At 34.3% G+C, this 13,766-nt stretch carries 12 protein-coding genes; 4 read left to right on the forward strand and 8 right to left on the reverse strand.

The features are described from left to right. Nucleotides 1–25: 25 nt before the first annotated feature. Both HYN56_RS03785 and HYN56_RS03790 read right to left on the reverse strand, forming a co-directional pair. On the reverse strand, nt 26–397 hold the full coding sequence (locus HYN56_RS03785) for a PKD domain-containing protein (RefSeq protein WP_109190964.1): 372 nt from the start codon (nt 395–397) through the stop codon (nt 26–28). A gap of 112 nt (nt 398–509) precedes the next feature. Further along, complete coding sequence (locus tag HYN56_RS03790; protein WP_109194709.1) at nt 510–1,415, reverse strand: LysR family transcriptional regulator; 906 nt, start codon at nt 1,413–1,415, stop codon at nt 510–512. A gap of 85 nt (nt 1,416–1,500) precedes the next feature. Here HYN56_RS03790 and HYN56_RS03795 point away from each other — a divergent pair, with 85 nt between their 5' ends. Both HYN56_RS03795 and HYN56_RS03800 read left to right on the forward strand, forming a co-directional pair. Continuing rightward, the gene (locus HYN56_RS03795) at nt 1,501–2,262 is read left to right on the forward strand and encodes a type 1 glutamine amidotransferase domain-containing protein (RefSeq protein ID WP_167398270.1); all 762 of its coding nucleotides are present in this window, start codon (nt 1,501–1,503) and stop codon (nt 2,260–2,262) included. A gap of 180 nt (nt 2,263–2,442) precedes the next feature. Next, complete coding sequence (locus HYN56_RS03800) at nt 2,443–3,600, forward strand: iron-containing alcohol dehydrogenase (RefSeq protein ID WP_109190965.1); 1,158 nt, start codon at nt 2,443–2,445, stop codon at nt 3,598–3,600. 246 nt (nt 3,601–3,846) lie between these two features. On the opposite strand, the gene HYN56_RS03805 is transcribed toward HYN56_RS03800, so the two are convergent. After that, nucleotides 3,847–6,270 (reverse strand): toxin-antitoxin system YwqK family antitoxin, encoded by a 2,424-nt coding sequence (locus tag HYN56_RS03805; RefSeq protein ID WP_109190966.1) that lies wholly within the window; start codon nt 6,268–6,270, stop codon nt 3,847–3,849. Between the two features lie 253 nt (nt 6,271–6,523). Here HYN56_RS03805 and HYN56_RS03810 point away from each other — a divergent pair, with 253 nt between their 5' ends. Continuing rightward, entirely contained in the window at nt 6,524–7,519 is a 996-nt protein-coding gene (locus HYN56_RS03810) for an NAD(P)H-dependent glycerol-3-phosphate dehydrogenase (RefSeq protein WP_109190967.1), read from the forward strand. A 133-nt stretch (nt 7,520–7,652) separates the two neighbouring features. On the opposite strand, the gene HYN56_RS03815 is transcribed toward HYN56_RS03810, so the two are convergent. The 4 genes from HYN56_RS03815 to HYN56_RS03830 all read right to left on the reverse strand — a co-directional run bounded on the left by HYN56_RS03815 (nt 7,653) and on the right by HYN56_RS03830 (nt 10,285). Further along, nucleotides 7,653–8,060, reverse strand: coding sequence for a hypothetical protein (locus tag HYN56_RS03815; RefSeq protein WP_008465394.1), 408 nt, complete (start codon nt 8,058–8,060; stop codon nt 7,653–7,655). A gap of 106 nt (nt 8,061–8,166) precedes the next feature. After that, nucleotides 8,167–9,186, reverse strand: a complete 1,020-nt coding sequence (pheS, locus tag HYN56_RS03820; RefSeq protein WP_109190968.1) for a phenylalanine--tRNA ligase subunit alpha — start codon at nt 9,184–9,186, stop codon at nt 8,167–8,169. Between the two features lie 114 nt (nt 9,187–9,300). Beyond that, entirely contained in the window at nt 9,301–9,750 is a 450-nt protein-coding gene (locus HYN56_RS03825; RefSeq protein ID WP_240622652.1) for a hypothetical protein, read from the reverse strand. A 178-nt stretch (nt 9,751–9,928) separates the two neighbouring features. After that, on the reverse strand, nt 9,929–10,285 hold the full coding sequence (locus HYN56_RS03830) for a hypothetical protein (RefSeq protein ID WP_109190970.1): 357 nt from the start codon (nt 10,283–10,285) through the stop codon (nt 9,929–9,931). A 242-nt stretch (nt 10,286–10,527) separates the two neighbouring features. Here HYN56_RS03830 and HYN56_RS03835 point away from each other — a divergent pair, with 242 nt between their 5' ends. Next, nucleotides 10,528–11,073 carry a CvpA family protein gene (locus tag HYN56_RS03835; protein WP_109190971.1) on the forward strand — a complete coding sequence of 182 codons (546 nt, stop codon included), beginning with the start codon at nt 10,528–10,530 and terminating at the stop codon, nt 11,071–11,073. Between the two features lie 193 nt (nt 11,074–11,266). Here the strand turns inward: HYN56_RS03835 and HYN56_RS03840 are convergent, their stop codons facing one another. Further along, nucleotides 11,267–13,675: a glycoside hydrolase family 95 protein gene (locus HYN56_RS03840; protein ID WP_109194711.1), complete on the reverse strand. Its 2,409-nt coding sequence runs from the start codon at nt 13,673–13,675 to the stop codon at nt 11,267–11,269. Nucleotides 13,676–13,766: the final 91 nt, after the last annotated feature.

A 13,766-nucleotide genomic window follows, 5' to 3' on the forward strand; every position in this document is an offset into this window, starting at 1 on the left:
AAATATCTTTTTATTTTTCGGTTATCTAATTTACCGTAACATTTTTCTTTGGGCTCACAGTACAACTGCCTCCGCCTTTTGAAAGTGTAACATCTGCTTTTACTTCAAATGTTCCAGCCGCACTATATGTATGTGATACAGCTCCGGTAGTTCCTGTTACAGTTTGTGCAGGAGTTCCATCTCCAAAAGTCCATTTTACAGAAGTTACGGTATTGCTTCCGCTGTATTGTATGGAGTAATTAATTATTTTCGAATTAGTTCCGTCTGCCGAATGTTTTAATTCGGTTAAAATTGAATCACCAAAACAGTCTACAATTGCCGCATCATCGCTCTTACTGCAAGAATTGATCATAAAAAACATTGTAGTAAACATTAAAATTGCTGTTATCTTTTTCATAATGGAAATCTTAGTGGTTTGTTACTCAAATTTATTCTTTTAAAAGACACAATCAAAAGAAAAAGACAGAATTTTCATCCATAAAAACCATATAATTAACTGATAATATGAATTATAATCGATTTCCAAAAAACAATTTCAGCTCTTTCTCAATAATATCAAAAAACGATTTTAAGTTGTTATTCTTCGGGGCGAGCAAATACACAAATTCTTCCGGCACATGAAAACTATTCCAGACTAACTGCAGTTTATTTTCTTTGATAAAATTTCTTGCATTACAATTCCAGGTTGCCGCAACTCCTTCATTTTTAGACAAAAGCCTTAACATTTCAGTTTCTGAAGGAATAATATAATTGGGAACCATTGAAGGTCTTTTTTTGTTGAAAGCATGAAGCCAGAAGACTTTTATGTGCGGAATTCTCGCATCGTGGCTATACCATTTCTGAGCATTAAGCCATTGCTCAATTTCAGTAAAATTATCTGCTTTTAATCTTTGACGGAATTCTGTTATATCCAAAGTTGTTGGCGCAACCAATATTAATTTGATTTTCCCGACAATTTCATAAGTGGTGTCAAAAGTATCAAACCTTTTGGTGGTAATCGCGAAATCTAATTTTTTGGCATCGACTAATCCGAAGAGTTCGTCATTTTCTGCAAAAGTAAAATCGATCAAATCAAATTTTGAAATCAGAAGATTTCCAACGCAGTCAAAAAGATGTTTGGAGATTCCAACAGAAATTAACCGATTGGCATCTTCGGCCTTTGCCCTGAAACTCGTTTCGACACTTTCAAGACGATCAAGCGCATCTATAATCAAATTATTCAGTAACTTAGCGTATTCTGTTGGTTCGACACCTTTTGATTTTCGGTTAAACAATTTATTGCCAACATGCGCTTCTAACATTGAGATCTGCTGACTAACGGCCGGCTGACTCATAAACAACTCTTTTGCAGCGACCGAAAAATTACCATTTTTATACACTGCCTTAAATGTTCTGTACCATTCCAGATTTACCATGATATAAATTAGTTTATAACAAACATAGTTTATTTTATTTTTACTGATATCACAATAGCCGTAAATTTGTTGAAAATTTAATCTTATGAAGAAAATAGCATTATTCGCAATAATTGCATTTACAGCTGTAAGCACATCTGCTTTGGCTCAAAAATCAAATAAAAAAGGAATGAAAAAAGTATTATTTGTTGTAACCAGCAACGATAAGCTGGGCAATACAGGGGAAAAAACAGGATTTTGGTCAGAAGAATTTGCTGCACCTTATTATGAATTATTAGATCAGGGAGTTGAAATTACAATTGCGTCTCCGCTTGGAGGACAACCTCCAATTGATCCTAAAAGTGCTGATCCGGCATCGGCAACAGAAGACACCAAACGTTTTGACGCTGATAAAGTTTTACAGGAAAAATTAAAACACACTCATAAACTTTCAACTATCAATCAAAAGGATTATGATGCTGTATTTTATCCAGGAGGACACGGTCCACTTTGGGATTTAGTTGAAGACAGAAATTCAATTGCTTTAATCGAATCTTTTTACATACACAATAAACCAGTAGCTTTTGTTTGTCATGCTCCTGCTGTTTTGAAAAACGTAAAAGTAAAAGGTGAATACTTAGTAAAAGGTAAAAAAGTAACCGGATTTACTAATGAGGAAGAAGAAGCGGTTGGTTTAACAAAAGTGGTTCCGTTTTTATTGGAAGACGCTTTAGCCTCAAACGGAGGAATTTTTTCTAAAGGACCAAACTGGCAGCCTTATGCTGTAGAAGACGGACTTTTAATTACAGGTCAAAACCCGGCATCTTCTAAATTGGTAGCTGGAAAATTGTTACAGAAATTGAACTAAGAGGTGCTAAGGGACTGAAATGCTAAGGTTCTAAGGTTTTTCTTAGTTGCTTAAAAACTTAATCCCTTAATTCATTACTATTAAAAAAATTAAACAAATAACAATTGCTAGGTTGCAGATGAATTCAAAGAAAAAAATCTTAGAACCTCAGAACCTTAGCATCTTAGAACCTAAAAAATCATGTTAAACTTTGAATTATACAATCCGACAAACTTAGTTTTCGGGAAAGGACAAATTGAAAAACTTTCAACGCTAGTTCCAAAAAATGCTAAAATTCTTTTGGCTTATGGCGGTGGAAGTATTTTTAAAAACGGAATTTACGATCAGGTAATTGCCAACTTAAAAGGTTTTGAAATTGTGGAATTTGGCGGAATCGAACCAAATCCAAGATTTGAAACTTTAATGAAAGCGGTTGATGTTATTAAAGCCGAAAAAATCGACTTTATTTTGGCTGTCGGCGGTGGGTCTGTAATTGATGGTGTTAAATTTATTTCTGGCGCTGTGAATTTTGAAGGAAACCCGATTGATATTTTGCAGAAACGCATTTTGATTAAAGAAAATGCAGTGCCATTTGGAACAGTTTTAACACTTCCGGCAACGGGAAGTGAAATGAATTCCGGATATGTAGTTACGATTGAAGCAACTCAGGAAAAACTATCTTCCGGTGGAAGCGCTTTGTTCCCACAATTCTCTATTTGTGATCCGACAGTAATTGCTTCTTTACCAAAAAGACAACTTGAAAATGGTGTTGTAGATGCTTTTACGCACGTAATGGAACAATATTTAACGTATCCAACCGATGCCTTTTTGCAAGATAGAATTGCCGAAGGAATTTTACAGACTTTAATTGAAGTTGGTCCCGGCGTAGTTAAAAATCCAACCGATTATACTTTGGCTTCTAATTTTATGTGGAGCTGTACAATGGCTCTAAACGGATTAATCCAAAAAGGTGTTCCGAGTGATTGGGCCACGCACATGATTGGTCACGAATTAACAGCTTTATATGAAATTGATCATGCCAGAACTTTAGCGATTATTGGCCCGAGTTTGTATACTGTAATGTTCGAAACTAAAAAAGGAAAACTGGCACAATACGGAAGACGTATTTTCAGCTTAACTGGTTCTGATGAGGAAGTAGCAAAAGAAGCAATCAACAAAACAGTGGCGTTTTTCCATACTATGGGAATGGACACAAAACTTTCTCAATATACACAAGACTACAGCAAAACAGCCGATTTTATCGTAAATCGTTTCGACGAAAGAGGCTGGAAAGGTCTTGGTGAAAAGCAATTAGTGACTTTAGATAAAGTGAAATCTATTGTGGAACTGAGTTATTAAAAAGTGATCAGTGATCAGCTTTTTAGTGGTCAGTACATAATGTATTCTCAAAGGGTTATTACTGAACACTAGAAAACTGAACACTGCAAACTTAAAAAAAGGCGTTCTAACTTGCTCAAGAACGCCTTTTTAAAATACTAAAACAAAACTAACTAACTCAAATCTTTTTAAATTCATTAAAATTCTAATTTATAAAGACTTACAACGTAACGTTAATTATTTTATTGTGTAAGGTTAAAATATTTTTTATTTAAAATCTTCATTCATTTTCTGTTCCAATAGTTTAGTCAGATTTTCGATCTCTGTTTTAACATTTTTCAGCTCAATGTTATTCTTTTCTCCTAAAACTTTTCCATCAAGATAAGATTTTAAATCATACCCATTATTTGCACTTTTTAGGATTAGAATCCCCATATCTGGCTTTTCTTTTTTAAACCATAAAGCGGCCAATATTCCTGTTTCTTCTTCTCTTCTTAATAAAGTTTCTAAGCCTTTTTCAGTAGAAAATTCGTCTGCTATTCTTTTGAAATTTTCTTCGATTGTTTCATTATCGTTAATGCTTGAAATAAACAAATTAGTGACGATTTCAAATTCCTGACTGTGATCCTCTTCATCAAAATCGTTTTCATTTTGCTTTTCGCCAATTATAACTCCTGCCTGAATAGCATTATCTGATTGATAATACAAAATATTTCCTGCCACATTAGGCAATGTATTTCCTATTTCAAATGAAGATTTAGACAATAGCGTTTTCTTTTCCACAATTAATTTACTCACATTTTTAGCGCCTTGTTTTTCTATTACAATTTCAGCCTTTTTTTTGCTGTTAAATAGGGTTACTTCAATAGCTTTATTTTTCAATTCGAAATGAAAACGATTAAAATAATGCATCGCAAACAAATCAATATCATAGCTTGTCAAAACTCCATTTTTCCAATATTTAGAAACAAACTGGCCGTCTAATTTGATGTATTCCGGGCCGTCAACTATTTTCCCGTTTTTGTAAGTTGATTTGATATCATAATTTGGATATTGATACTTTTCGAGATTCTCTAAATAATTGTTCGAATATTGATATTTGACAATCCCATTTTCATAATAATCGACATGATTAAATTCGTTGAAATCTGTAGCAAAATAACCTGAATAGGGTTTGTCATTTTTATAAGTTCCAACATAAGAATCCTGTCTGTCTGAAGTAATTAAAAAAGACTGATTCGCAATTTTGGTTCTTTTTCCATTCTCAAAATAGATGGTTTTTTGAATATTATTTTCGTCTTTTTTATCGTATTCGTTTCTGTAATAAATCTCTTCCGCAACAAATCCCTTTTTATAAATTGTGCTTTTTTTAGATTCTACTAAAGTTCCTTCATACGGCAAATCATTTTTATACTCCAGTTTTCCCGTCACTTCCCTATTGTCATAAAAAACAGTTTCTCCATTTTTAATATCGTTTACTACAGTATAAGTTCTCACAGGATCATCGAGATAATAATTAAAGATTTTCTGTACGCCATTTTTCTTGTAGTTAGAAACATTGATTAATTCGTTTTGTTCATTTTCATTTTTGATGACAAATGTTCCGTTAAATGGTTTTCCATCCTTGTAAATTCCTTTTGCAACAATGGTTCCTGACTCGTCTTTCACAATGGCTTCGCCTTCTTTTAAGCCTTTACTGTAGTTTTGATTGATGAATAAATCACTCGCAAATCGTTCATCAAAATTACCTTCAAAAGGCTGTCCGTTTTTATAAATTCGTTTGGCTTTTATGCTTCCGTCTGAATTGTATTCTATTTGATCGCCTTGTGCTTCTCCTTCAGAATATTTTACAATTTTTAAAACTTTTCCATTTGGAAAATATTGAATTTCCTCACCATTTTTTTGTCCGTTTTTATAACTGGTTTTGGACTTAAGAGCTACAGCAAATTTGTTTTGAAAATAATAATCGTAAACAACTCCGTTAGAAATCTCACGTCCGTATTGTTCAAAATCTTTTTCATTAATAGTCTGTAGAACCTTGCCCAATTTATCGTAGTTAATCTGCTTAAAAGGTTCTGTATTTTCGTTTGCAATATCATACCAAATTTCCTGAGCCAGCTGTTTTGAATTTGCCCAGAATATCTTTTTCTTAATAATCTGTCTGTTTTTAGTTTTTCCTGTTTCATCACGAATAATCATTGCTTCCGTCATTCGGATTGGTTCTTCTCTTTGTGCTTCATTATGGGCTTTGTTCAATCGGTAATCATCCCAATTTAAAACTTCTTCAAAATCGCCGTTTACAGGTTTTCCGCCTTCGTATTTTCCTTTCATTAACACAGAACCATTTTCATGATAAATAATGGTTTCACCCTCTTTTCTTCCATTTTTGTACTGAACAGTTTTTAACTTTTTTCCACTTGGATAATAATACGTTAGACTAGAAACTGCAGAAAAATTATAAAATTGATAAAAAGAAGCATCAAAACCATTTTCATCAAACCAAACAACATCTCCAACATAGTTGTCTTCATTATCCTGAAAAGCATATCCTTGAAACTGCGGTGTTTTATTAATGTAGAAATCTTCGACTAAAATCAAATTTCCTAATTTCTTGAAAGGTTGCATTCTATAAAAAGAGGCATTTTCTTTGGATGTGGTTTTCCAATTGACATCAAAATAAAGTGTTTCCATATTTTGGGAGAAAGAAAATAATGTAGTAAAAACTAAAATAAGAGTCAAAAATTTATTTGTCATAATTGAACGAAATTTCTCTAATATACCATTTTTTACACAAATTTAGTTTTTAAAGCTGAAAAATATATTCTGAAATTCAGCTAGTTTTTATTTAAAGAAAACACAGCAGAAGACCTTTGGCAAATTTCTTAAATCAGATTTTGCTTTATTAGCACATTATTAAGTACTTTTGTTTCAAATTAATAAAATAATGAGCGAAAAGTTAAAATTTGCAGTAATTGGAGGAGGAAGCTGGGCAACGGCAATTGCAAAAATGTTATGCGTTAATCTTTCCGAAATTGCATGGTACATGCGTAATGAATCTGCAATCGAACATCTGCAGAAATACAAACACAATCCAAATTATTTAAGTTCTGTTGAATTTGACACCAACAAACTTAAATTGACTAGCAATATAAACGAAGCAATTGAATATGCAGATTATATCATTTTTGCGATTCCTTCTGCCTTCCTGGATTCCGAATTGAAAAACATGACGGTTTCTTTGGCTGATAAAATTATTTTTTCTGCAATTAAAGGAATTGTTCCGGAGACGAGTTTAATTGTCGGCGAGCATTTCCATATTCAATACGATATTCCATACTACAACATTGGTGTAATTACAGGTCCTTGCCACGCTGAAGAAGTAGCATTAGAAAGACTTTCTTACTTAACGATTGCCTGCGGCGATCCGGATAAAGCGAAAACGGTTGCCAAATCACTTTCCGGAAATTACATTAAAGCGAAAATCTCTGATGACATCATCGGAACTGAATATGCTGCAATGTTGAAAAATATCTATTCAATCGCTGCCGGAATTGCTCACGGTTTAGGTTATGGCGATAACTTTCAGTCGGTTTTGATGAGTAATGCGATTCGCGAAATGAAAAAGTTCATTAGAAAAGTACATAAAATGAAACGTAACATTAATGATTCGGCTTATTTAGGCGATTTATTGGTTACAGGATATTCCGTTTTTTCGAGAAACAGAATGTTCGGAAATATGATTGGTAAAGGGTATACCGTAAAAAGCGCCATGATGGAAATGAGTATGGTTGCAGAAGGTTATTATGCCACAAAAAGTGCTTATAAACTAAATCAGGGTTACGGAGCTAAAACACCAATTATCGATGCCGTTTATGCGGTTTTATATGAAGGAAAAGATGCAAAAGCTGTTTTCAGAAAATTGACTGAATCTTTGGATTAGATTTCTAGTGAAAAGAGACAAGAAGCAAGAATTCTTTACTGAGATAAAAAAAGAGCCAAACTAAATTTTAGTCTTGGCTCTTTCTGTTTTATTCTAGTTCCTAAAAAATCTTGGTTCTTTCTTCTTTAAAACTCTACTTCACCATCACCCCTTCAACAAACAAAATCGGCACTTCTTCCGTATTGTTTTCATCAAGCGAGTTGGCTTTAAAAATGAACTTCTTATCATACAAAGTATTTCCGATGAAAAACGTTACCATGAATTCATTATTTAAGGCTAAAAGGCTTTTCTCTACCAATTCTATCTTTACAACAGAAACCGACGGCACCTCGACAAAAGCATGGCGCAGAATCGAAGTTTTTTTCATTTCGCCGTCAATAGTTCCAAATGCTTTTGAAACCACCATTACGCTGTCTAAGTTAAAATCGCTATCGTTAACTAAATAAGCGTACCAAACTTTTTCCATAAAATCATCGCTCCATTCCTGCACTGCTGCAAGAAATACGTTTTCGACTTCCGGAATTATTATATCTTTTTTCATGTATTAAATTTTAAAAACCTTTGTCAAAGTCTGAAACTTCAACAAAGGTTTGTTATTATAAGTGTGATTCAGATTTCAGAATCAATCTAAAATCAGAAATCTAAAATTAAATATTGGCTTTAAACTGCTCTAAGAAACGTACATCATTTTCGTAGAACATACGGATATCGCCAATTTGGTATAAAAGCATTGCAATACGCTCTACTCCCATTCCAAAAGCAAATCCGTTGTATTCGTCTGGGTTGATATCGCAGTTTTTCAAAACATTTGGATCTACCATTCCGCAACCTCCAATTTCCAACCAGCCTGTTCCTTTTGTGATACGGTAATCGGTTTCTGTTTTTAGTCCCCAATAAATATCAATTTCGGCACTTGGTTCTGTAAATGGGAAATAAGACGGACGAAGACGAATCTTAGATTTTCCGAACATTTCTTTTGTAAAATACAGTAACGTCTGTTTCAAATCGGCGAAAGACACATCTTTGTCAATGTACAGTCCTTCAACCTGATGGAAAATACAGTGTGAACGAGATGAAATCGCTTCGTTACGGAAAACACGTCCCGGAGAAATCGTACGAATTGGTGGTTTATGATTTTCCATATAACGCACCTGAACAGATGATGTATGCGTACGCAACAACACATCAGGATTGGTTTGAATGAAAAATGTATCCTGCATATCACGCGCCGGATGATATTCCGGTAAGTTCAATGCCGTAAAGTTATGCCAGTCGTCTTCGATTTCCGGCCCTTCAGAAACGTTGAATCCGATGTTAGCAAAAATATCGATAATCTGATTTTTTACGATAGAAATCGGGTGGCGTGAACCAATAATTACCGGTTCTGCAGCACGTGTTAAATCGCCAAAAATTCCTTTTGATTCTTCTTTGCTTTCAAGCTCTTCCTGAATCTGTTTTACTTTTTCTTCAGCAACAGCTTTTAAAGTATTGATTACTTGTCCAAAATCTTTTTTCTGGTCGTTTGGAATATTTTTAAACTCATTAAAAAGTTCTTTCAATAATCCTTTACTACCTAAATATTTAATACGGAATTGTTCTAAAGATTCTTTGTTTTTTTCATTAAAGGCCTTCGCTTCCTCTATATGTTGTTTTATCTTATCTATCATTTTCCTTCAATAATTGAAATACAAATTTAGTGTTTTTAGTTTAAAATGTGTAGTCACAGTCGCAGTTTTAAGAATTTTACAACTGGACTAAAAATTCAGGGGAAAAATTTCCAATTACTTTATCAGTTCTATTTTATTTTCAATTTCCTTGACTTTTTTCAGCCAGTGATCAATGCCTTCCTGATTTTTGACAATTTCTTTTCTGTTTTTGGATGCTACTTTTCCCAGTTCAGCCCAGTTTCTATTCCAGTCTTTATCTCTTTCGATATTAGTTGAAGGCTCAATTCTAGCACGCCAAAAATCAAGATTTTTAAAATAACCTTCTTTCAGCCTTTCAAAATATTCTATCAATTTTTCTTTTGAATTCGGTATATAACCCGGCCCACTGCAACCACAGGAATGAAATGTAATTCCGACTGAATACAAACTTTTTAAATGATCCCATTTTTTTAAATCATCTTTTTTAGGCGATTCAAAATCGAGTCCCATATTCGCCATTAATTCACCACATTCCGGACATTTGGATTCAAAAACCGATTTTTCTCCTTTTTTAATATCGCCCATTAATCTTCTTTTAAATGTCTTTCGACAATTAAAACAAGCATAATGAGGCTTATAGGATGTCATGGCGTATCTACACATTTTTTAGTATTCAGTTGTCAGGTTTTTAGTGGTCAGTGACGTAGTTAATCACAGTTTACAGTGCTGTACACTAAGCAACTGAATACTGAACAAAAAAAATCTAATCAATCAATTTTCTTTCTAAAAAGTAATTCACGATCGCTTCCTTCATTAAAACCGATTGCTCACCCGCTTTTAACGCAGGCAATTGTTCTTTTATTTTATAATGAGGCCATCCTTCGGTATCAAAATATTCGAATTCGTAATAGCCATAAGGTTCTAATAATCGGCAGATGGCAATATGCATTAAGTTTAATTTTTCGTCTTTTTTGTATTGACGGTGTACTTTTCCATATTCCTGCACTCCGATTAAGTAAATAATAGAATCCAAATCTAAATCTTCGCCTTGCGAAAACTGATTTGAAAGTGTATCGACGAGCTTCTCCCAGCGCTCTTTTAGTTGTATATCTCTAGACATTATGTGATTTTAGATTGTTGATTTTAGATGTTAGATTGCTGATTAAAATCAATTCTAAGGGGTAGAATGCAATCTAAACTCTAAATTTTGATTTGCAAAGATACATAGTTCAATACATTGCACCTAAAAAATAAATACACAGAAAAAAAGAAAGCACCAAAAAACCTTTGAACCTTTGCCACTCTGAACCTCTGAACCTCAAAAAAACCTATCTTTGCGCCTTTATTAAACACCCGTAAAACATGAGTTTTTTTGATATTATTGTAGCCGCACTTTTGACTTTTAGTTTATACAAAGGCATTAAAAATGGACTTTTTGTAGAAGTTGCTTCCTTTATTTCTTTACTATTAGGAATTTACCTTGCTATTAAATTTTCTTCGTTAATGACAGGATGGATTTCAAAACACGTTTCCTGGAATCCAACCAACATTCAAATTACGGCGTTTATCCTGACTTTTATTCTGGTTGTCATTGGCGTTTATTTCTTAGCCAAAATCTTAACGGGAATTGCCGATTTTGCCATGCTTGGCTGGATGAATAAACTCGGTGGCGGATTTTTCAGAGTTTTAAAAACCATTCTGATACTGAGTATTTTTATTGCTTTATTTGAGAAAATTAATTTCAATAATACTTTCGCTAAAAAAGAAACTTTAGATAATTACATTTTTTATAATCCGGTAAAAAAAGTGGCTGCTTTTGTTTATCCGTCGATTGAGAAATGGTACGAAACATTTAAAAAAGAACATTCTGAGAAACCAGAAGAAGAAAAAGAACAGACAGGCAAATAATAGTTACATCTTTAAGAGTTAAACCCGACAGGTTTTTGAAACCTGTCGGGTTATTTTTTGAATTGCCTCCTGCTTTAGCTGGAGGATATATTTGAGCTAATAGGAAAAGGCTTTAGCCAAACAGCAATTGTTTGGCTAAAGCCTTTCCTTATTCCTTTTTTTTCATCCAGCTAAAGCTGGACGCAATTCATTTCTAAAATTTCACCTCTTTTTCTTCTCCTTTATTCAAAACAATCTCTTGTTTTTGATCTCCAAAAATCAAAGTTGTTTTTCCCCCATTTTTAGAAGAAATAATGATTTTTTCAGGTTTCTTATTGTTCCAATTCATTTCAATTTCAAAACCTCCTCTGGCGCAAATTCCTTTTACAGAACCTTCTGACCAGGCATCTGGCAAAGCAGGCAATAATCGGATTTCGTTTTCGTCTGACTGAACCAGCATTTCGGCAACAGCAGCTGCTCCTCCAAAATTACCATCAATCTGAAATGGCGGATGCGCATCGAATAAATTTGGATACGTTCCTCCTCCTCTTCTTGGTTTTTCTGTTTTCTTCCCGTCCGGATCTACGTAACGAAGTAATTCTCGGAACATTTTATAAGCGCGGTTTCCGTCCCAAAGTCTTGCCCAAAGATTGATTCTCCAGCCTTTTGACCAGCCAGTGGTTTCGTCGCCTTTTATCTCTAATGTTTTCTTCGAAGCCTCCGCTAAATCAGGAGTTTTCAAAGGCGTAATATGATCACCAGGGAAAAGTCCGAATAAATGCGATTGATGACGGTGTTTTGGATCATTATCATCCCAATCGAAATACCATTCCTGAAGGTTTCCTTTTTTTCCAATTTGATAGGGATACAATTTTGAAAGTGCTGTTTCCAGTTTTTTTCTAAAATCAGCATCCGTATTTAATACTTTTGAAGCTTTAATTGTTTTATCAAAACATTCGCGGATCATGGCTAAATCGGCAGTTCCGCCGTACAATGTTGCGCCCACAAAACCATCTGCAAGTTTATATTGGTTTTCTGGCGAAGTTGATGGCGAAGTAATTAAATTTCCGTTTTTATCGGTAACCAACCAGCCCAAACAAAATTCGGCTGCACCTTTCATTAACGGATAACCTTCTTTTTTCAAATAGGATAAATCTTGTGTAAAAGTATAATGCTCCCAAATATGGGTACTCAGCCACGCTCCCGCCATCGGCCAGCAAGCCCACATTGGATCTTCTTTTCCAAATTGTCCAACCGGATTGGTCATGGCCCAAATATCCGAATTGTGCGCTGCCGCCCAACCTTTATCAACTCCATAAAAAGTTTTAGCGGTAATTTTTCCTGTTACCGAAAGATTTTTAATGAAACTCAAAAGTGACGAATGCATTTCGGAAAGATTGGTGTTTTCTGCCAGCCAGTAATTTTCTTCCAGATTGATATTCATCGTATAATTACTGCTCCAAGGCGGATTCACATACGGATTCCAAAGTCCTTGCAAATTGGCTGGAACGCCCAAAGTTCTTGATGAGCTTATTAATAAATAACGTCCGAAATTGAAATATAAAATTTCTAGGTTTTTATCTTCTTTTCCATCTGCATATCGCAATAAACGTTCGTCTGTTGGTAAATCCGGAGCGGTTGTTTTTCCTAAATCTAAATTGACGCGATTGAAGAATTTTTGATAATCGGCAATGTGAGATTCTTTTAGTTTGTCGAATGCTTTTGCGTAGGCTTTAGTAAGATTCTGCGCTGCAATTGAAACATCGTCTAAACCTTCTGATGCCGAGTTTTTGTCAAAACCATTAAAACTTGTTGCGACAGAAACGAAAATAATCGCCTCTGTTGCGTCTTTTAAGGTCAAGGTTTCTCGAGAACTTGTAACTGTTCCGTCTGTTTTTTTGATTTGGACTAAACCTGTAAATCTTGTTCCTCTTTCTTTTAAGCTCAAATATTTTGAAGAAACATTATATCCTGCGTTTTCATGAATTGGCGCAGAACCTCTTAATACCAAAATGTTGTTTCGCACTTCGACATTGGATTGTAAAAGGCTTTTTAGATTAATATCAAAATTTAAAGCTCCTTTTTGATCTGCTGTTAATTTGATAATCATAATCTTATCTGGAGCTGAAACAAAATATTCCCGAGTATATTTGATACCCGCCATTTCGTAACTCACTTTTGAAATCGCATTCGAAAGATCCAGTTCACGATGATAATTTACCGCTTTTCCTTTTTCAGAATTATTGATTTCTAATGTTCCTAAAGGCGCATATGATTCGGAGTTTTTTCCCTGCACTTTTTTGTTGAGTTCTTCTGCCAGTTTGTAGTTTTCGTTCTGTAAAGCTTCACGAATTGCCGGAATGTTTTTGTAAGCTTCCGGACTCATATTCGCATTTACGGGTTCGCCCGACCAAAGTGTAATATCATTCAGATAAATTTTATCTGAATTGGCGCCTCCAAAAACGGTTGCTCCCATTTTTCCGTTTCCTAAAACCAAGCTTTCTTCAAAGAATTCTGCGGGTTGTTTGTACCATAAAACATTTTTGGATTGCGCCGAAATGGTTGTATAGTAAGATGTGAGAAGTAAGAGGAGAAATGTTTTTTTTATGATTTCTGGATTCATAGACTTATTCTTTTTGGTCATGTTTTTTACATCTGGTATTTCTGCTATCTTGTCATTCCGAGGAACGAGGAATCTTCGCTAGTAGCTCGAC

Origin of the sequence: Flavobacterium crocinum, assembly GCF_003122385.1 — a bacterium.
GTDB classification, from domain to species: domain Bacteria; phylum Bacteroidota; class Bacteroidia; order Flavobacteriales; family Flavobacteriaceae; genus Flavobacterium; species Flavobacterium crocinum.